This is a genomic window from Leisingera sp. S232 (assembly GCF_049800895.1).
In the GTDB taxonomy this organism is placed as follows: Bacteria; Pseudomonadota; Alphaproteobacteria; order Rhodobacterales; family Rhodobacteraceae; genus Leisingera.
The window spans coordinates 109940-129517 of sequence record NZ_JBNAFX010000006.1 but is presented as its reverse complement, the minus strand read 5'-3'; the positions used below and the strand labels follow the sequence as shown (position 1 = coordinate 129517).

General features: G+C 64.9%; 19 protein-coding genes and 1 tRNA gene. 18 read left to right on the top strand and 2 right to left on the bottom strand.

Annotated features, from left to right (window positions below):
* Positions 1-2 precede the first annotated feature (2 nt).
* The 6 genes from cobW to cobJ all read left to right on the top strand — a co-directional run bounded on the left by cobW (position 3) and on the right by cobJ (position 7707).
* Positions 3-1037 carry a cobalamin biosynthesis protein CobW gene (cobW, locus tag ACP151_RS06925; RefSeq protein ID WP_424978139.1) on the top strand — a complete coding sequence of 345 codons (1035 nt, stop codon included), beginning with the start codon at positions 3-5 and terminating at the stop codon, positions 1035-1037.
* Positions 1038-1190: 153 nt separating this feature from the next.
* A complete protein-coding gene (cobN, locus tag ACP151_RS06920) occupies positions 1191-4436 on the top strand; it encodes a cobaltochelatase subunit CobN (protein WP_424978138.1) in 3246 nt (1081 codons plus the stop codon).
* Positions 4433-5596, top strand: a complete 1164-nt coding sequence (gene cobG, locus ACP151_RS06915) for a precorrin-3B synthase (RefSeq protein ID WP_424978137.1) — start codon at positions 4433-4435, stop codon at positions 5594-5596. The genes cobN and cobG overlap by 4 nt, the downstream gene beginning before the upstream one ends.
* A gap of 1 nt (position 5597) precedes the next feature.
* A complete protein-coding gene (locus ACP151_RS06910; protein WP_424978136.1) occupies positions 5598-6227 on the top strand; it encodes a precorrin-8X methylmutase in 630 nt (209 codons plus the stop codon).
* Positions 6228-6229: 2 nt separating this feature from the next.
* Complete coding sequence (cobI, locus tag ACP151_RS06905; protein WP_424978135.1) at positions 6230-6946, top strand: precorrin-2 C(20)-methyltransferase; 717 nt, start codon at positions 6230-6232, stop codon at positions 6944-6946.
* A complete protein-coding gene (gene cobJ, locus ACP151_RS06900) occupies positions 6943-7707 on the top strand; it encodes a precorrin-3B C(17)-methyltransferase (RefSeq protein WP_424978134.1) in 765 nt (254 codons plus the stop codon). Before cobI ends, cobJ begins: the two co-directional genes overlap by 4 nt.
* Here the strand turns inward: cobJ and ACP151_RS06895 are convergent.
* A complete protein-coding gene (locus tag ACP151_RS06895; RefSeq protein ID WP_424978133.1) occupies positions 7704-8444 on the bottom strand; it encodes a cobalt-precorrin-6A reductase in 741 nt (246 codons plus the stop codon). The two genes, cobJ and ACP151_RS06895, sit on opposite strands and share 4 nt — an antisense overlap.
* On the opposite strand from ACP151_RS06895, the gene cbiE reads away from it, so the two are divergent.
* Genes cbiE through cobF form a run of 6 tightly spaced genes read left to right on the top strand, consistent with a single transcriptional unit; the run spans position 8443 to position 13646 of the window.
* The gene (cbiE, locus tag ACP151_RS06890; RefSeq protein WP_424978132.1) at positions 8443-9639 is read left to right on the top strand and encodes a precorrin-6y C5,15-methyltransferase (decarboxylating) subunit CbiE; all 1197 of its coding nucleotides are present in this window, start codon (positions 8443-8445) and stop codon (positions 9637-9639) included. The two genes, ACP151_RS06895 and cbiE, sit on opposite strands and share 2 nt — an antisense overlap.
* Positions 9636-10013, top strand: coding sequence for a cobalamin biosynthesis protein (locus ACP151_RS06885; RefSeq protein ID WP_424978131.1), 378 nt, complete (start codon positions 9636-9638; stop codon positions 10011-10013). The genes cbiE and ACP151_RS06885 overlap by 4 nt, the downstream gene beginning before the upstream one ends.
* A complete protein-coding gene (gene cobM, locus ACP151_RS06880; protein ID WP_424978130.1) occupies positions 10010-10804 on the top strand; it encodes a precorrin-4 C(11)-methyltransferase in 795 nt (264 codons plus the stop codon). Before ACP151_RS06885 ends, cobM begins: the two co-directional genes overlap by 4 nt.
* A gap of 13 nt (positions 10805-10817) precedes the next feature.
* Positions 10818-12137 (top strand): cobyrinate a,c-diamide synthase, encoded by a 1320-nt coding sequence (locus ACP151_RS06875; protein WP_424978164.1) that lies wholly within the window; start codon positions 10818-10820, stop codon positions 12135-12137.
* Positions 12134-12868, top strand: coding sequence for a uroporphyrinogen-III C-methyltransferase (gene cobA / locus ACP151_RS06870; RefSeq protein WP_424978129.1), 735 nt, complete (start codon positions 12134-12136; stop codon positions 12866-12868). The genes ACP151_RS06875 and cobA overlap by 4 nt, the downstream gene beginning before the upstream one ends.
* A 25-nt stretch (positions 12869-12893) precedes the next feature.
* Positions 12894-13646, top strand: coding sequence for a precorrin-6A synthase (deacetylating) (gene cobF / locus ACP151_RS06865; protein WP_424978128.1), 753 nt, complete (start codon positions 12894-12896; stop codon positions 13644-13646).
* Between the two features lie 54 nt (positions 13647-13700).
* On the opposite strand, the gene ACP151_RS06860 is transcribed toward cobF, so the two are convergent.
* Positions 13701-13790, bottom strand: a tRNA-Ser gene (locus ACP151_RS06860).
* Positions 13791-14042: 252 nt separating this feature from the next.
* Between ACP151_RS06860 and ACP151_RS06855 the strand changes: the two genes are divergently transcribed.
* The 6 genes from ACP151_RS06855 to ACP151_RS06830 are packed head-to-tail and all read left to right on the top strand — an operon-like array spanning position 14043 to position 19559.
* Positions 14043-14942: an SPOR domain-containing protein gene (locus ACP151_RS06855; RefSeq protein WP_424978127.1), complete on the top strand. Its 900-nt coding sequence runs from the start codon at positions 14043-14045 to the stop codon at positions 14940-14942.
* Complete coding sequence (locus ACP151_RS06850) at positions 14926-16140, top strand: D-alanyl-D-alanine carboxypeptidase family protein (RefSeq protein ID WP_424978126.1); 1215 nt, start codon at positions 14926-14928, stop codon at positions 16138-16140. The genes ACP151_RS06855 and ACP151_RS06850 overlap by 17 nt, the downstream gene beginning before the upstream one ends.
* Positions 16137-16784: a dTMP kinase gene (gene tmk / locus ACP151_RS06845; RefSeq protein ID WP_424978125.1), complete on the top strand. Its 648-nt coding sequence runs from the start codon at positions 16137-16139 to the stop codon at positions 16782-16784. Before ACP151_RS06850 ends, tmk begins: the two co-directional genes overlap by 4 nt.
* Entirely contained in the window at positions 16781-17899 is a 1119-nt protein-coding gene (locus ACP151_RS06840) for a DNA polymerase III subunit delta' (RefSeq protein ID WP_424978124.1), read from the top strand. Before tmk ends, ACP151_RS06840 begins: the two co-directional genes overlap by 4 nt.
* A 41-nt stretch (positions 17900-17940) precedes the next feature.
* The gene (locus ACP151_RS06835; RefSeq protein ID WP_424978123.1) at positions 17941-18762 is read left to right on the top strand and encodes a TatD family hydrolase; all 822 of its coding nucleotides are present in this window, start codon (positions 17941-17943) and stop codon (positions 18760-18762) included.
* Positions 18762-19559: an MBL fold metallo-hydrolase gene (locus ACP151_RS06830; RefSeq protein ID WP_424978122.1), complete on the top strand. Its 798-nt coding sequence runs from the start codon at positions 18762-18764 to the stop codon at positions 19557-19559. Before ACP151_RS06835 ends, ACP151_RS06830 begins: the two co-directional genes overlap by 1 nt.
* Positions 19560-19578 lie beyond the last annotated feature (19 nt).

Sequence of the window (19578 nt, the reverse complement as noted above, 5' to 3'; positions counted from 1 at the left end):
TCATGAGCGATCTCAACAAGATCCCCGTCACCGTCATCACCGGCTTTCTCGGCGCGGGCAAAACCACGCTGATCCGCCATCTGATGCAGAACCCGCAAGGCAAACGGCTGGCTGTTGTGGTGAATGAATTCGGCACCGCCGGCGTCGACGGCGACATCCTGAAATCCTGCGCCGATGAAAACTGCCCGGCGGAAAACATCATGGAACTGGCCAACGGCTGCATCTGCTGCACCGTGGCCGATGACTTCATCCCCACCATCGAACAGCTGATGGAGCTGCCGGAAAAACCCGACCACATCGTGATCGAAACCTCTGGCCTCGCCCTGCCCAAGCCGCTGCTGAAGGCCTTCGACTGGCCCGCGATCCGTTCGCGCATCACAGTCGACGGCGTGATTGCGCTGGCCGATGCCGAAGCAGTTGCCAAGGGCCAGTTCGCCCCCGATCTGGACGCCGTGCAGGCCCAGCGCGAAGCGGATGACAGCATCGACCATGAAACCCCGCTCAGCGAAGTCTTCGAAGACCAGATTTCCTGCGCCGACATCGTGCTTCTGTCCAAGGCCGACCTGGCCGGAGACGCAGGCGTCGAAAAAGCCCGCACAGTGATCGAGGCCGAAGCCCCCCGCAAGCTGCCGATCCTGCCGATGAGCGAAGGTGTGATTGACCCGCGCATTATCCTGGGTCTGGAAGCGGCCGCCGAAGACGACCTCGACGCCCGCCCCAGCCATCACGACGGCCATCACGACCACGAACACGACGATTTTGAAAGCATCGTTGTCGAAATGGGCGAAGTATCCGATCCGGAATCGCTGCAGAATGCCATCGTGAAACTCGCCCGCGAACGCAATATCCTGCGCGTCAAAGGCTATGTCGCGGTGGAGGGAAAACCGATGCGGATGCTGGTTCAGGCCGTGGGTGAGCGCCTGCGCGCGCAATATGATCAGCCCTGGGGCGCGCAGCCGCGCAAGACTGCCCTGGTGGTTATCGCCGAGCATGACGATATCGACGAACAGGCGATCCGCGCCGAGCTGGGGGCCTAAGCTGATGCCCCTGACCCGTAACCTTCATGAGCGGAAAGGATCGCGCCCGTTCCGGGGTGGGCGCAATCGCGCCCGCCCATCGGAGCGGGTCGGGCGCGATCCGGGGCTTGCGCCCCGGGACACCGTTTTGCTGGCCGGGAAAGGCAGAAACTGATGCACGTCGTCTTCCGCGAAAGCCACGGCCTTGACGAGACCGACACCCCGCAGGATCTGGGACAGACCCCTGCGGACCTTGTGGTGTTGTCTTTCTCCGACAGCGACCTTGGTGCCTTTGCCGCAGGCTGGCACCGGGCAGACGGCAAGCTACCCAGCCTCAGGGTTGCCAACCTCGTCGCGCTGAAACACCCGCTCTCCGTCGACGTCTACGCGGAACAGACACTTGAGGGCGCCAAGGGCGTCCTTGTCCGTCTCATCGGTGGCGAAAGCTATTGGTCCTACGGGCTCGCAACCCTGCAGGATCTCGCCCGCCGCAAAGGCATTGCGCTGGCGGTTCTGCCTGCTGACGGCCGCGAAGACGCACGCCTGGACGAACTGTCCACCCTGCCCGTCTCCACTCTGCGCCGCCTGCAATCCCTGTGCGACGCCGGCGGCGCCGTTGCCGCCCAGGCCGCCCTCGCCCAGCTGTCGCTCGCCGCAGGCCTCTACGCAGGCCCTGTCCTTGGCGTGAAATCCATGCCCCAGCATGGCTTCTACGATCCCGCCAGGGGCGTGCTGGCCGACCTCCCTCCGCAGGACAAACCGCTGGTTCTGGTCAGCTTCTACCGTTCCTATCTCACCGCAGCCGACACCGCCCCGGTGGATGCGCTGCTCGAAGAACTCCGCGCCCGCGGCTACGCTGCCTACGGCGCCTTTGCTGCCAGCCTCAAGGCACCTGCTGCCACGGAATGGCTGCGCGCAAAACTCCCGGAGCTGGCTCCCGCCGCCATCATCAACGCCACCGCCTTTTCGGCACAGGGCACTGACGGCAGCGCCTCACCACTCTCCACAACCGGATGCCCGGTATTCCAGGTCGCCCTCTCCACCGCACGGCGCAAGGACTGGGCGGATGCCGGTCGCGGCCTCTCGCCCGCCGACCTTGCCATGCATGTGGTGCTGCCCGAGGTCGACGGCCGCATCTTTGCAGGTGTTGTCAGTTTCAAATCACCGGGCAAGAAAGATCCGGACCTGCAGTATTCCCGCTTTGCCCATCGCGCCGATCCGGACCGCGTCAAGGCGGCTGTAGACCGCGTCGAAGGCTGGCTGCGTCTCGCCAGGCTCCCCAATGCGGACAAGCGCCTTGCCTTGGTTCTGTCCACCTACCCCGGCCGCGACCACAATCTCGCCCATGCCGTTGGCCTCGACGCACTGGCGTCCTGCGACGAAATCCTGCGTGAACTCTGGGACCAGGGCTATACCGTCGAGCCGCAGGAAGACTCCGGCCTGCGGCTGATGAAAGAAACGCTGAGCGTCTCCCTCACAGAGTACAAAGCCGCCCTGACCACCCTGCCGCAAGAGCTGCAGAACACTCTGGCCGAGGCCTGGGGCCGTCCCGAACAGGACATCGACTGCCGCGATGATGCCTTTCATTTCAAGGCCCTGCGTGCAGGCAAAGCATTGATCGCCCTGCAGCCGGAACGCGGCGAAGTGAAAACCCGGGTCGACGAGTACCATGACCTGGACCGCACCCCGCGCCACGCCTATGTCGCATTTTACCTTTGGTTGCGCAGCCAAACCGACGCGCTGGTTCACATCGGTGCCCATGGCACGCTGGAATGGCTGCCGGGCAAGGCGGTGGCATTGTCCGGCACCTGCTGGCCCGAGGTGCTGACCGGCCCTTTGCCGGTCACCTACCCCTTTATCGTCAACGATCCCGGCGAGGCCGCCCAGGCCAAACGCCGCATCGGCGCCGTGACCATCGGCCACCTACCGCCGCCGCTGGCACAGACCAACCTGCCCGAGGGCATGTCCCGGCTCGAAAACCTGCTGGATGAATACTCCACCGCCGACGGGCTGGACCCCGCCCGCCGCGACCGGCTGATTGATGATATCCGCGCCGAAGCGCAGGGAACCGGTGTCGAGGCCGACCTCGGCCTCACTCCCGACACCTCACCCGCCGAAGCCATCACCCGCATCGACGCCTTTGTCTGCGACATCAAGGAAAGCCAGTACGGCGAGGGGCTGCATATCTTTGGCACCGGCCAATGCGGGGCTGAGGAACGCGCCGGGCTGATTGCTGCGCTGGACGGCCGGATCGTCCCCCCCGGCCCCTCCGGCTCCCCCTTCCGGGGCCGCTCCGATGTGATCCCCACCGGGCGCAACCTCTTTACCACCGACCCGCGGGCGGTGCCGTCGCGGGGGGCGCAGGCCCAAGGGGTCAAACTGGCGGAAGAGCTGCTGCGCCGCCACCTCCAGGACCACGGCGACTGGCCCAAGGGGCTGGTGATCGACCTCTGGGGCTCCGCCACCATGCGCACCGCAGGCGAGGAATTTGCCATGGCGCTGCATCTTGCGGGCCTCGCGCCCAAGTGGGACGAGGGGTCCGAGCGCGTCTCCGGTTTCGAGGTGCTGCCGCTGTCGATGCTGAACCGCCCGCGCATTGATGTGACCCTGCGGGTCTCCGGCCTGTTCCGCGATGTCTTCCCCGGCCTTGCTCAGATGTTCGAAACCGCGGCGGCCGCTTTGGCCCAGCGCGAGGAAACCCAGGCCGACAACCCCTATCTCACCGAAACCCCTCGCGTTTTCGGTCCCAAACCCGGTCAATACGGCCTCTCGATGAATCCGCATCTGGACGACTTCACCGACGAGGCCCGGGCCGCAGCAGGCGAGGCCTGGCTCGATGCATCTTCGCACGCGATTGATGCCAAGGGCGATATCAGCAACGCCCGCGCAGCGCTGGAAACCCGGCTGCAGGGCGCCGACAGTTTCGTGCATTTGCAGGATCTGCCGGAAACCGACCTGCTGGTAGCCTCGGATTATGCGGCACATGAGGCCGGCTTTGCCGCCGCCATGGCGCGCATCGGCCAAAAGGCACCGGCGCTTTACCACATGGATGCCACCCGCCCGGACAAACCGCAGGCACGCAGCTTGGGCGAGGAAATCGCCCGCGTCACCCGCGCCCGCGCCGCCAATCCGGACTGGGCAACCTCGATGATGAACCACGGTTTTCGCGGCGCAGCTGAAGTCGCCGCCACGCTGGACCATATGGCCGCCTTCGCCCATCTCGCACAGGTGGTGCAGCCGCATCTGTTTGACCTTTACTTCGAGGCCACTCTGGGCCGTGACGACCTGGTCGCATTCATGGAGCGCGAAAACCCCGCCGCCCTGCAGGCCATGCGCGACCGCTTCCGCGCCCTCTTTGACGCAGGTCTCTGGAGCACCCGCCGCAATTCGATCATGGCCGAACTGGAGGGCGCCGCATGAGCGCCGCCGCCGAACCCAAGGTCTATGGCTGGTGCCCAGGCGCTTTGCGGCCGATGATGTCCGGCGACGGGCTGGTGGTGCGGGTGCGCGCACCACTGGGGCGGCTGACACAGGATCAGGCCCGCGGCGTAGCGCAACTGTCACAAACACACGGAAACGGCCTCCTCGACATATCCGCCCGTGCCAATCTGCAAATGCGCGGCATCCGCGAAGACCGCCACCAAGAGCTGATCACAGGCTTGCGCGATCTCGGCCTGATCGACCTCGACGCACAGGCCGAAGCTCGCCGCAATGTCCTGCTTGCTCCCTTCTGGCGCACAGGAGACGATACACAGGCCATTGCACGGGACCTGAGTGCAGCGCTTACGGCTGTAACGGACTTTACCCTACCGGGAAAATTCGGCTTTGCCGTCGACTGCGGCGCGGAACCTGTCCTGCAAGACACCGCCGCTGACATCCGCATCGAACGCGCTGGCAACACCCTGATCCTGCGCGCCGACGGAGCAGAAACCGGCACGCCCGTCACACGTGAATCCGCCGTTCCAGAAGCTTTGGCCCTGGCCCGCTGGTTCCTTGACCAGGGCGGCGCGCCCGAGGGCCGTGGCAGGATGCACCGTCTCATCGCGCGCCGCGGCCCACCGGAGGCACATGCCGCAGCCATGGCAAAGGCCGACTTCTGTGCGAAACCAGGCGCTGTCCCCGCAGGGAGGCTGGCGGCCCTGGAATTCGGCCAAATGCCCGCTGCCACTCTGGCCGCCCTTGCGGACCTCGGCCCGCTTCGCCTCACCCCTTGGCGCGCGCTGCTGGTGGAAGGCGCCGACCAGCTGCCCCGCCTGCCCGGCCTGATCCTGGGTGCAACAGATCCGCGCCTGCAAGTGGTTGCTTGCACCGGAGCGCCCGGCTGCCTGCAGGCGCTTTCGCCCACACGTGATCTGGCACGGGCGTTGGCGCCGCATGTCCCTGCCGGCACCAAACTGCATGTTTCAGGCTGCACCAAAGGCTGCGCCTGTCCCGGTCCTGCACCGCTCACCCTGACCGCAACCGGTCCAGACAACTTCTCCCTGATCCGCCATGGCACTGCCGCGGATCAGCCGTTAAAGACCCGCCTGAGCGCCGCTGCCTTGCGCGCCGCTCCCGAACTTCTGAAAGAGGGCAGCTGATATGCTCCACACCTATGAAACCAACGGCGCCGCGATCTATGCCGAAAGCTTTGCCACCATCCGCCGCGAAGCCGATCTGGCACGCTTCAACAAGGACGAGGAAAGCGTTGTCGTGCGCATGATCCACGCCGCCGGCATGGTGGGGCTGGAAGAGCACGTGCGCTTTTCCGATGGCATGGCCGAAACCGCCCGCGCAGCCCTGGCCAAAGGCGCGCCGATCCTCTGCGACGCCTATATGGTCAGCGAAGGCATCACCCGCCCGCGCCTGCCTGCGGACAATGAGGTAATCTGCACCCTGCGCGACCCGAAGGTGCCGGAGCTGGCCAAGGAGATGTCCAACACCCGCTCCGCCGCCGCGCTGGAGCTGTGGCGCCCGAAACTGGACGGCGCCGTGGTGGCCATCGGCAACGCGCCCACTGCGCTGTTCCATCTGTTGAACATGCTGCAAGACCCCGCCTGCCCCCGCCCCGCCGCCATCATCGGCTGCCCGGTGGGCTTTGTCGGCGCGATGGAATCCAAGGACGCGCTGATGGAAGACCTGCCAGTGCCCTCGATGATCGTCAAAGGCCGCCTCGGCGGCTCTGCCATCACCGTGGCTGCCGTCAACGCGCTGGCGAGCTGGAAAGAGTAACGATGGGAAAAGTCATCTGCGCAGGGCTTGGCCCCGGTGATCCCGATCTGATGAGCGTCCGCTCGCACCGGCTGATCGCAGGCGCGCGCCACATCGCCCATTTCCGCAAGGCCGGCCGTCAGGGCCAGGCCCGCGCCATCGTCGAGGGCATGCTGGCTGAGGGCGTCACCGAGCACGCGATGGAATACCCGGTCACCACCGAAATCCATTTCTCCGACCCCGAATACAACCGGGTGCTGGGCGCATTCTACGACCACTGGGCTGATACCCTGGCCGAGATCGCGCAAACCGAGGATGTGGTGGTGCTCTGCGAGGGCGACCCATTTCTCTATGGCTCCTATATGCATCTCTACACCCGGCTGCAGGGCCGTGCCGAACAGGAGATCGTGCCCGGCATCACCGGCATGTCCGGCTGCTGGACCGCCTCTGGCCAGCCGATCACCTGGGGGGATGATGTTCTGACTGTGGCGATGGCCACTCTCAGCGAGGATGAACTGGCCAAACGCGCTGCTGAAACAGATGCGCTGGTGGTGATGAAGATCGGCCGCAACCTGCCCAAGCTGTGCCGCGCACTTGAACGCGCAGGTCGCGCCGGTGATGCATGGCTGGTGGAACGTGGCACCATGCCGGGGCAGACCGTGCAGAAGCTTTCGGAGATCGAAGGCGAAGTGCCGTATTTCTCCATCGTATTGGTTCACGGACAGGGGCGCCGGCCATGAGCATGACAGACAAAGGCTGGGTGGTGATTGCGGGCCTCGGCCCCGGTAACGAGGCACTGGTGACGCAGGAAGTGCGCAACGCCATTGACGAAGCCACCGACATCGTCGGTTACATCCCCTATGTGAAACGGGTTGACCCGCGCGAAGGGCTGACCCTGCACGCCACGGACAATCGGGTCGAGGTCGACCGTGCCACCCATGCGCTACAGATGGCCGCCGAAGGCAAGCGCGTCGTCGTCGTCTCCTCTGGTGACCCCGGTGTGTTTGCGATGGCCTCTGCCGTGTTCGAAGCGCTGGAAAACAACGCTGAGGGCCACCCGGAATGGCTGGATCTGGACATCAAGGTACTGCCCGGCATCACCGCGATGCTGGCCGCGGCGGCTGCCATTGGCGCTCCATTGGGGCATGATTTCGCGGCCATCAACCTCAGCGACAACCTGAAACCCTGGAGCCTGATCGAAAAGCGCCTGCAGCTGGTCGGCGAGGCTGGGCTGGCGATGGCGTTTTACAATCCGCGCTCCAAATCGCGGCCGCATCAGTTTGCCCGCGCGCTAGAGATCCTGCGCGAAGCCTGCGGGGCGGATACCCTGATCACCTTTGCCCGTGACGTGAGCAAACCGGGGCAGGAGCTGCTGACGGTGCCGCTCAAGGAAGCCACACCGGAGATGGCCGACATGCGCACCGTGGTGATTGTTGGCAACCGCGACACCCGGCGCATCGGCAAACACGTCTACACCCCTCGCTACGCGGCTGAGGATTAAGCTGCGGGATGCGACAGCCAGGCCATAACCTCTGCCACGCTGCCCTTGATCGGGCGGTTCGGGACCACGGGTCTGCCGATCATGATGACCGGCAGCGCGAGGTCGCGCGCGGCGCTGAGCTTGGCTGCGGCGCCCGCGCCGCCGGCGTTTTTCGCAACAACATGGGTGATGCCATGGCGCCGCATCAGCGCGGTGTCGCCCGCCACGTCAAACGGGCCTCGGGCGATTTCAACCGTGGTGCTGGGCAGCGGCAAATTCGCCGCCGGTTCATCCACCAGCCGCAACAGGTAGTGGTGCTGGGGTTTGGCCGCGAACTGGGTCAGGTTCTGCTTGCCGATCGCCAGAAACACCCGCGCGGGTGCATCTGGCAGCGCCGCCACTGCCCCGTCGATACTGTCCGTATGCAGCCAACGGTCGCCCTCTGCCGCCTGCCAGGCCGGGCGCTCAAAGGCGCAGAGCGGCACCGCTACCGCGGCGCAGGCCTGCACCGCATTGGTGCTCATCTGTGCCGCGAACGGGTGGGTTGCATCGACCACATGGGTGAAACCCTCGGTGTTCAGATACGTTTCCAGCCCTTCTGCACCGCCAAAACCGCCAACTCGGGTGGGCAATGGCTGGCCAACCGGCCGGGCCGTGCGCCCCGCGTAGGAGAACACCGCATCAATGCCCGCTTCGGCCAGGGTTCTGGCCAGCGTCGAGGCTTCGGTGGTGCCGCCCAGCAGGAGGATGCGTGTCATGTCTGATGGCCCTTCAAAGCACTGGCTTACACTGATTGGTCTGGGCGAAAATGGACTGGAAGGCCTAGGCGATGCAAGTCGGAAGGCGCTGGCAGAGGCCGAAGTGATCTTTGGCGGTCCGCGGCATCTGGACCTGGCAGAGGCAGGCAACAAGGGCCAGCCCTGGCCGGTGCCGTTTTCGACTGATCCGGTGCTGGCATTGCGCGGGCGCAAAGTGGCTGTTCTGGCCTCGGGCGATCCGTTCTGGCATGGGGCTGGCGGCTCGCTGATGCGCCAGCTGGCGGCTGGCGAATGGGTCTCGCACCCGGTGCCGTCCTGTTTCGCGCTGGCGGCCAACCGGCTGGGCTGGAAGCTGGAAGAAGTGCTGTGTCTGGGCCTGCATGCGGCGCCTTACGCACGGCTGCTGCCGCTGTTGGGCAAGGGCGTGCGGGTGATCTGCACCCTGCGCGACGGGGCAGCGCCCGGCGAACTGGCGGCCTGGCTGGTTGCGCACGGCCAGCCGGATGCGCGGCTGTGTGTGATGGAACGACTGGGCGGCCCCAGGGAACGCTTGCACCGCGCGACTGCTGAAGGCTGGGATTTGGCGCCGGGGGGGGCTCCGGTCCTTATGGCCATCGAGGCCATGCGGCCCGGGCTGCCGCAGGCTTCGGGGCTGACGGATGCGCATTTCATCAGCGACGGGCAGATCACCAAACGGCCGGTGCGGGCGCTGACCCTGTCGGCGCTGGCACCGCGCAGCGGCGAAGTGCTGTGGGATATTGGCGGCGGCTCCGGTTCAATCTCTGTCGAATGGTGTCTGGCGGCGCCGGGGGCGCAGGCCGTCACGTTCGAGCCGCGCGAGAGCCGGCTGGCAAACATCCGCGCCAATGCGGCAGCCTTCGGGCTGGACCACCGGATGCAGGCTGTGCTGGGCAAGGCGCCGGATGTCCTGATCGACCAGCCGCTGCCCGATTGTGTGTTTATCGGTGGTGGCGGCTCGCAGGCGCTGCTGGACCACCTGTGGGACATCCTGCCCGAGGGCACGCGGCTGGTGGCCAATGGCGTCACCCTGGAGACAGAAACCCTGCTGATGCAGGCCCATGCGGCGCATGGCGGGCATCTGCTGAAAGCAGAGATCGCCGAAGCCGGGCCCCTGGGCTCCATGCGCGACTGGCGGCGGGCACGGCCTGTCATTCAGTGGAGTGTCACCCGATGAAGGTGGCCGGTATCGGATTTCGCGAGAGCGCCACAGCGGCAGATTTGCAGGCGGCCCTGGCGCTGACCGGCCTTCAGGTGGATGCGCTGGCCTCAGTCGCGGCCAAGGCCAAAACACCCGCCATGCAGGAATTTGCCCGGGCCACTGGCCTGCCGGTGATTGCGCTGCAGGAACAGGATATTGCCGGGGAGCAGACCTTGACCTGCTCGCCAAGGATCAAGGCGCGGTTTGGCACCGGGTCGCTGGCGGAAGCCGCGGCGCTGGCCGGGGCGCGCCATGGGGAAACGGGTGCGACATCGCGCCTGCTGGCCCCCAGAGTTGTCACCGCGGATGGGCTTGCCACCGCGGCTATTGCAGAAAGACTTGAGCCATGACCGTTCACTTCATTGGCGCCGGACCGGGCGCTGCCGACCTTCTGACCCTACGCGGCCGCGATATCATAGCGTCCTGCCCTGTGTGCCTCTATGCGGGGTCACTGGTGCCTGAGGAAATCCTGAGCCACTGCCCGGCGGATGCAAAGGTCGTGAACACCGCAGCAATGGATCTGGATGCCATCGTGGCCGAAATCAAAGCCGCTCATGAGGCGGGCCAGGACGTCGCGCGCCTGCATTCCGGCGACCTGTCGGTGTGGTCGGCGATGGGCGAACAGCTGCGCCGCCTGAAGGCCGAGGGCATCCCCGTCAGCGTGACCCCCGGCGTGCCGTCCTTTGCTGCTGCGGCTGCCGCGCTGGGAACAGAGCTGACCCTGCCCGGCCTTGGCCAGTCGGTGGTGCTGACCCGCACCCCGGGCCGGGCGTCCTCGATGCCCGAAGGCGAGTCGCTGGAGAATTTTGCGCGCACCGGCGCCACTCTGGCGATCCATCTGTCGATCGGCAATCTGGACCATGTGGTCGACAGCCTGACACCGCACTACGGAGCCGATTGCCCCGTGGCAGTGGTCTATCGCGCCAGCTGGCCGGATCAGCAGATCCACCGTGCCACGCTGGAAACCCTGAAACAGACGCTGGACGAAAAGATCTCCCGCACCGCGCTGATCCTGGTAGGACCGGTACTGAAGGGCGAAGGCTTTGACGAAAGCTGCCTTTACGCCACTGACTATGACCGCCGCTACCGGCCGCAAACAGCTGACAGCCCATGGTCCAGCTGGAGCCATGGCGACGACTGAGGGAACCACGACGATGAACACTATGAACCCACCCGGGCTGATGATCTCGGCGCCCTCTTCCGGCACCGGCAAGACAACCGTGATGCTGGGCCTCTTGCGGGCGCTGGCCGAGGACGGCCTGACCGTCCAGCCCTACAAAAGCGGCCCGGATTACATTGATCCGGCCTTCCACCTGGCGGCTGCGAAACGGCCCAGTTTCAACCTGGACACCTGGGCGATGGACGCCCGCCTGCTGGATGCGGTCACCACCCAATCGGCGGGCGCGGAAATCTGTGTCGGCGAAGGCTCCATGGGGCTTTATGACGGGGTGGCAACACGCGGCCAGTCGGGCTTTGGCTCCTCTGCCGAGACCGCCAAGCGGATGGGCTGGCCGGTGGTGCTGGTGGTTGACGTTGGCGGTCAGGCGCAATCGGCTGCGGCCACGGCGCTTGGTTTCAAGAATTACGACCCTGAGCTGCCCTTTGCCGGCGTGATCCTGAACCGGGTCGCCAGCCCCCGCCACGAACGACTGACCCGGCTGGGCATGGAGAAAGCCGGCATCAAGGTGCTGGGCTCTCTGCCCCGGCGCGGCGACCTGGCCCTGCCAGAGCGCCACCTGGGCCTTATTCAGGCGGTGGAACACCCGGATCTGGAAGCCGCAATTGCCGGCTATGCTGCCTTTCTGCGCGAGAATGTGGATCTGGAGGCCATCAAGGCAGCCGCCATGGCCGGACAGGCTCCTGCGGCTGCCAGCCTGCCAACGCCGCCCGCCCAGCGGATCGCGCTGGCGCGCGATGCTGCGTTTTCCTTTACCTATCCGCACCTGCTGACCGGCTGGCGCGCAGCAGGGGCAGAGATCCTGCCGTTTTCGCCGCTGGCGGATGAAGCCCCGGCGGCAGACGCCGATCTGGTCTGGCTGCCCGGCGGCTATCCGGAACTGCACGGCGGCACGCTGGCAGCCGCGGAAACCTTCCGAACAGGCGTCCGCAAACATGCCGAAACCAAACCGGTGCACGGCGAATGCGGTGGCTATATGGCCCTGGGCGAGGTGCTGATCGACAAGGAGGGCAACCGCCACCAGATGCTGGGCCTGCTGGGCCTTGTGACCTCCTACGAGAAGCGCAAGTTCCATCTGGGCTACCGCCGCGCCGTACTGCAGGCTGACATGCCGGGCTTTGGCGCTGGCACCGCTTTGCGTGGACATGAATTCCACTATTCCACCATCCTGGAAGAGCCGGATGCGCCCCTGGCCAATGTCATGGACGCCGACGGCAACCCGGTGCCTGAGACCGGCTCGATCAAGGGCCATGTGACCGGCACCTTCTTCCACCTGATCACCGGAGAACAGGCATGAGCGGTTTTGTGAGCTTCGTCTCCTCCGGTCCCGGCGACCCGGAACTGCTGACCGTCAAGGCGGTGAAGCGGCTGGAAGCAGCAGATGCAATCCTGTTCGACGACCTGTCCTCAGGCCCGATCCTCAGCCATGCCCGCGCCGACGCTGATCTGGTCGGCGTGGGAAAACGCGCAGGCCGCCCCTCCCCCAAGCAGGACCATGTCAGCCAGCTGCTGGTTGACTATGCCCAAAGCGGCCTGAATGTGGTGCGGCTGAAATCCGGCGACTCCGGCGTCTTCGGGCGCCTGGAAGAAGAAATCACTGCCCTGCGCACAGCAGGCATCGGGTTTGAAATCGTGCCCGGCGTCACTGCTGCCTCGGCGGCAGCGGCGGCGGCAAACATTCCACTGACCCGGCGGCTGACCGCACGGCGGCTGCAATTCATTACCGGCCATGACGTGACCGGCGGGTTGCCCGACGATCTCAACATGGCGGCCCTTGCCGACTCGCAGGCCACCACCGTGGTTTACATGGGCAAAAGCACCTTTGCCGCGCTGGCCGAAAAGCTAATGGAGGCGGGCCTGCCTGCAGAAACGCACGCTATGGTGGCGCAGGGGGTCTCGACACCGGAACAGAAATTGTTCTGCCACACCGTAGGCGAACTGCCCGCCGTGCTGCGTGCAATGGAAACCAAGGCGCCGGTGCTGATCCTGTACGGACCGCTGGCAGATCAGGACCTGCCCGGCGCATGAGCCGGCCCCTTAGAAAGACCCCATCATGATTGAGCTATCCCTGATCGGCATCGGCACCGGCAACCCGCAGCATATGACGCTGCAGGCGATTGAGGCGCTCAATGCGCAGGATCTGATCCTGATCCCCAACAAGGGCGCAGGCAAGGATGACCTGGCCGGTCTCAGACGCGAGATCTGCAACCGGGCCATCAAAGGCCAGGGTCCCAGGATCGTGGAGTTCGCCTTGCCGGTCCGTGACGAGGCCACAAAAAGCTACCGCAAGCGGGTAGATGACTGGCATGACGCCATCGCGGAAATCTGGTGGCAGAACATCACCGCCCATCTGCCCAAGGGCGGAAAGGCAGGTTTTCTGGTCTGGGGCGACCCGTCCCTGTACGACAGCACCATGCGCATTGCCGAACGCCTGAAGAAACAGACGGCAATCAAACTGACCGTGATCCCCGGCATCACTTCGATCCAGGCGCTGACGGCAGCACATGCCATTCCGATCAACGAAATCGGCGCGCCATTCACCATCTCCACCGGACGCCAGCTGCGCGAGCACGGCTGGCCGGACAGTGCTGACACGCTGGTGATCATGCTGGACGGGGAATGTTCCTTTCAAGCCATTGACCCGCAGGGCGTGGACATCTTCTGGACCGCCTACGCCGGGATGGAGAACCAGATTTCCATATCCGGGCCGCTGGCTGAAGTCTCCGCCCGGATCATAGAAACCCGCACCCAAGCACGGGCAGAGCATGGCTGGATCATGGATATCTACCTGCTGCGCAAAAGCTGAGCCAGCGCTCTGCTTTGGCCGGGCATATTCTTTTGCGCTGTCAGATAAAGCAAGTGGCGGGGAGACAGGGATTCGAACCCTGGGAACGCTCTCACGTTCAACGGTTTTCAAGACCGCCGCATTCGACCACTCTGCCACCTCCCCGGTCCGCCAGCGGTTTAGGCTGCAATGTCGGATGAGGCAAGAGGAAATCCTGAGCCGGCAGGCGGCTTGCAAGGGAAAATGGAAAAAACTGCCAAACGCGCGGATTCATGCCGTTGCCAGAGCTTTCCCTTTGGCGGTGGGCAGGCAGGGTTTTCATGACCGGACGCGCAGGCTATCATATGGCCAAATCAATAAGACCGGGCATTCCGGCAGGGGCGCAGCAGCGCCGCGGGCACAGGCAAGGATGAGAGCATGACAGACATCGTGTCGAGAGCAAAACACGCCCCGCGGTTGGCCGCGGCGGCTTTAGGCTTGCTGGTTCTGGCAGCCTGCGAGGACGGGCCGAAACTGGGTTTTCTAGAGCCCAAACCCAAGCCGGAAAGTGAAGTCCGCGCCTCAAGCAGCACCAAGCTGGTTGAACGCGACGTGGAATCGCCTGAGGTTTTCCAGGTGACCGAGGCAGGCCTGTGGGACGGTCGCCCCTCGATCGGCGGTGTCTGGGTGGCCCACCCCGACACAAAAGATCCGGAACGTGTGATCATCCGCAACCATGCCAACGGCCAGTTCGTGATCGGCGCCCTGTTCCGGCGCGAGCGTGAAATTCCGGGGCCGCGGCTGCAGGTTTCGTCAGATGCCGCTGCCGCTTTGGGAATCCTGGCCGGGGCCCCGTCTGAACTGAACGTGACCGCCCTGCGGCGCGAGGAAGTTGCGCCTGAGCTACCAGCCGAAGAACCTGCCGCCGGAGAGATCAGCGAACCGGACACCGCAGCAGCTGCCGAAACCGCACTGGCCAGCAGCGAAATCTCTGCAACGCCGCTGGACCCGATTGCCGGTGCTGCCGCCGCAATTGAAGCCTCTGCGCCCTCTGCCCCGTTGGTTGACGCCGCAGCACCGGCGTCCAAACCGCAGAAATCCTCGCTGAGGAAACCGTTCATCCAGATCGGCATTTTCAGCGTCGAAGCCAATGCAAAACGCGCAGCCGACGCCATGCGCAGCGCCGGAATGGTGCCCGAAGTGCGTGAGCAATCCACCAACGGCAAGGCCTTCTGGAGGGTGCTGGTCGGCCCGTCACAGAGCAGAAACGAACGCAGTGAATTGTTGAAAAGCGTGAAGGAAGCCGGGTTTGCGGATGCCTATGCAGTTTCAAGCTGACTTGCGGACCGCGCGTCTGCAGAGCGCCCTGAAGTCATCGCTTTGCATCAGCCTGGTCGCCGGGCTGGCGGTGAGCCTGTCCGCACTGTCCGCCGCCGCCTTTGATACCAAGGCGCGGGCGGCCTATGTGCTGGATGCAGGCACCGACACGGTGCTGCTCTCCAAAAACGCCGACGTGCCTCTGCCACCGGCCTCCATGTCCAAGCTGATGACGCTTTATGTAGCCTTTGAAGCCCTGCGCGACGGGCGGCTGACACTGGACGAAACCCTGCCGGTCAGCCAGCATGCAATGAGCTACAAGGGCTCTACCATGTTTCTGGACACGCTGGACCGCGTCCGGGTCGAGGATCTTTTGCGCGGTATCGTCGTGTTGTCCGGCAACGATGCCTGCGTGGTGATTGCCGAGGCGCTGAGCCCGGACGGAACCGAAGCCGGCTTTGCCCGCTATATGACCAAACGCGGCCAGGAGCTGGGCATGACAGCCTCGACCTTTGCCAATTCCAACGGCTGGCCCGCGGCCGGCCACCGGATGTCGGTACATGATCTGGCGATCCTGGCCGAGCGGCTGATTGAGGATTTCCCCGAATATTATCCGCTGTTTGCCGAGACCCGCTTTGAATTCGACGGCCGCGCGCCTTCGAACACCCGCAACCGCAACCCGCTGCTGAAGCTGGGCATTGGTGCTGACGGGCTGAAAACCGGCCACACCGAAGAGGCTGGTTATGGCCTCGTCGGCTCTGCCAAACAGGGGGGGCGTCGGGTGATCTTTGTGGTCTCCGGCCTGGCCAGCGAACGCGCCCGCGCAGAGGAGGCAGAAGCTCTCGTTAACTGGTCGTTTCGCCAATTTACCAAAAAAATCGTTGCCAAAGAGGGCATCCCCATCGCCGAAGCCGAAATTTGGCGCGGGGCCGAGCGATCGGTAGGGCTGGTTCCGGCAGAGGATCTGGAAATTCTGCTGCCGTCGCTGTCAGCCAAGACCATCGAAGGCGAAGTTGTCTATAGCGGCCCAATCGAGGCGCCCGTGGCCAAGGGCCAGCGTCTGGCCGAACTGGTGCTGCAACCAGAGGAACTCCCCGAAGTGCGGCTGCCGCTGGTGGCTGCAAGCGATGTCCCGGCCGGCGGCTTTGTGGTGCGGGTGAAAACCGCAGCTCAGGTGCTGATCAAGCAATTCCTGACCGGTCCTGAGGGGGCGCTGTGACGGCTGATAGCAAGCGCGGCCTGTTCATCACCTTCGAAGGCATTGACGGGTCCGGCAAGTCGACGCAATGCCGCCTGCTGGCCGATGCCCTGCAGGCCGAGGGCCACGATGTGGTGCTGACCCGCGAGCCCGGCGGCTCGCCGGGGGCGGAGGAAATCCGCCGCCTGGTGCTGGAAGGCGACCCGGACCGCTGGTCCGCGGAGACCGAGCTGCTCTTGTTCATGGCGGCGCGGCGCGACCATCTGGAGCGCACGATTGAACCTGCCCTGGCGGCAGGCAAAGTGGTGATCTGCGACCGCTTTGCCGACAGCACCCGGATGTATCAGGGCCTGTCGCGCGGCGATCTGCGGGCGGCAGTGGACCAGATGCACAAGCTGATGATCACCCGCGAGCCGGATCTGACCTTGCTGATTGACATGGACCCGGCCGAAGGGCTGGCGCGGGCCAAGGGACGGCAGGGCAAGGAAGAACGATTTGAGGATTTCGGCGTCGAACTGCAGGAAAAGATGCGCGCGGGCTTTCTGGCACTGGCGCAGGAGTTTGCACACCGTTTCCGGGTTGTGGACGGCGCCCGTTCGCAGGGTGACGTGGCCACGGATGTGCGCCAGCTGGCGGATGCAGCCCTGAAAGGCGCCAGAGCATGAGCGCCGAAGAAGAGCGCCCCCGGGCCGATCAGGCCGAAGGCGCGCCGCATCCGCGCGAAACCCTGCGCCTGATCGGCCAGGAAGCGGCGGAGCAAGATTTCCTGACCGCCTATACCTCCGACCGGCTGCATCACGGCTGGCTGCTGACCGGCCCGCAGGGTGTCGGCAAGGCAACGCTGGCCTGGCGGATTGCGCGGTTTCTGCTGGCAACGCCCCCGGCTGAGGACGGGCTGTTCGGCGCCCCGCCGCCGCCGCAGACGCTGGACATTGCCCCGGAACACCCGGTCTCTCATCGCATTCAGGCGCTGGCGGAACCGGGGCTGGCGCCGATCACCCGTTCTTATGACGACAAGGGCAAGCTGCGCAGCCAGATCGTTGTTGATGACATCCGCAAGCTGAACCGCTTTTTTGGTCTGTCGGCCACCGATGGTGGGCGACGGGTGGTGATTGTGGATGCTGCGGATGACATGAATGTCAGTGCTGCCAATGCGCTGTTGAAAATGCTGGAAGAGCCGCCTGCGCGCACCACGATCCTGCTGATCGCACATCAACCCTCGCGCCTTTTGCCGACAATCCGCTCACGCTGCCGCACCCTGCGGCTGGGCCCGCTGTCAGCACCGGATATGGAGGCGGCCTTGGCCCTGTCCGGGGTAGAACTGCCTGCGAACATGGACAATCTGGCCGCTTTGGCAGGCGGCTCGGTCGGTGCGGCGCTGCGGCTGATCAATCTGGGCGGGCTCAGGATCTATGCCGAGCTGGTGCAGATCCTGGACACGATGCCCCGACTGGACCGGCAGCGGGCGATGGCGCTGGCTGAGGCCGCCGCCCAGCGCGGTGCTGCGGAAAAATTCGAACTGCTCTTGTCGCTGACCGAGATGGCGCTGGCCCGACTGGCGCGCACCGGCGCCACCGGAGCACCGCCAGCGCCGGAAGCCGCACCGCAGGAGGCAACGATGCTGAGCCGCCTGTCCCCCGATCCCCGCAAGGCGCGCGCCTGGGCCGACCTCGCTGCCGACGTGACAGCACGCGCACGCCACGGGCAGGCGGTGAACCTTGACCCCGCCGCCCTTGTCCTAGATACGGTTTTCAAGATGCAGGAAACCGCGTCGCGCTGAGGCCAATGGCCCCCCGCGGCACATGTGGCGCCAGAGGACAAATGACCGAAACGACGACCCAGATTGCTCCCCGGATCACAGACAGTCACTGCCATCTGGACTTCCCTGATTTCGAAGGGCGGCTGGATGAGGTGATCGCCAGCGCGGCTGAGGCCGGCGTCACCCGGATGGTGACGATTTGCACCAAGATGAAGAACGAACCATCCGTGCGGGCCATCGCAGAGGCCCACGCACCGGTGTTCTATGCCGCAGGCACCCACCCGATGAGCGCCGCAGATGAACCGATGGTTTCGGTGGACGAGCTGGTGGCGCTGGCCAAACACCCGAAATTCATCGGCATCGGCGAGACCGGGCTGGATTACCACTACACCGCCGACAGCAAGGACGTGCAACAGAAGTCCCTGCGCATCCACATTGCCGCCGCCCGCGAAACCGGCCTGCCGCTGATCATCCACGCCCGCGCGGCAGATGACGACATGGCGCGTATTCTGGGCGAAGAAATGAAGAATGGCGCCTATTCCTGCGTCATGCACTGCTTCTCCTCCTCGGCTGAGCTGGCGAAGGCTGCACTGGACCTGGGGTTCTACCTGTCGATGTCCGGCATTGCCGCCTTTCCCAAAAGCCAGGAGCTGCGCGATATCTTTGCCGCCGCGCCGGTGGACCGCATTCTGGTGGAAACCGACGCCCCCTATCTGGCGCCGCCGCCTTATCGCGGCAAACGCAATGAACCCGCCTACACGGCCTTTACCGCCAAGGTCGGAGCTGAGGTGTTCGGCATGGGCTACACCGAATTTGCCGCCCAGACGCAGGCGAATTTCGACCGGCTGTTCTGGAAAGCCGCAGCCTATGAGGCTGCCGCCTGATGGCTGAACTGCGTTTCACCATTCTTGGCTCCGGCTCATCCGGCGGGGTGCCGCGGATTGGCGGCCATTGGGGCGATTGCGACCCTCAGAACCCCAGGAACCGTCGCCGCCGCTGTTCGATGCTGGTGGAGCGCGACGGGCCTGACGGCACCACCGCGGTGCTGATCGACACCACACCCGACATGCGCAGCCAGCTGCTGGATGCGGAGACGGGTCGGCTGGATGCGGTGGTCTATACCCATTCCCATGCTGATCACCTGCATGGGATAGACGACCTGCGCATGGTCTATTTCAACATGCGCAAACGCATTCCGGTTTACGCAGACGGGCCAACCCAGAACGATCTGCTGAACCGATTTGGCTATGCCTTTGCGCAACCGGATGGCTCACCCTACCCGCCCATTCTGGATCTCAAAACCATCGCCGGCCCCTTTTCCATCGATGGCCCCGGCGGCGAAATCCCTTTTCGCCCGTTTGAGGTAAACCACGGCTCCATGGACGCGCTGGGGTTTCGCATTGGTGGGCTGGCTTACCTGCCGGATGTAAAAGAGATCCCGGACGCTGCCCTGCCGGAACTGGAAGGGCTGGACATTTGGGTCCTGGATGCCCTGCGCCGCACCCCGCATCCAACGCATTTCAGCTACAGCGACGCGCTGGACTGGTTCGCGAGGATGGCGCCGGAACGCGGTGTTCTCACCAATATGCATATCGATATGGATTATGCCACGGTTGAGGCTGAAACACCGGCGCATATCACCCCCGCATATGACGGCATGGTCATGCGGGTGGAGATCTGAAAGGGGGCGGATCAGCGCC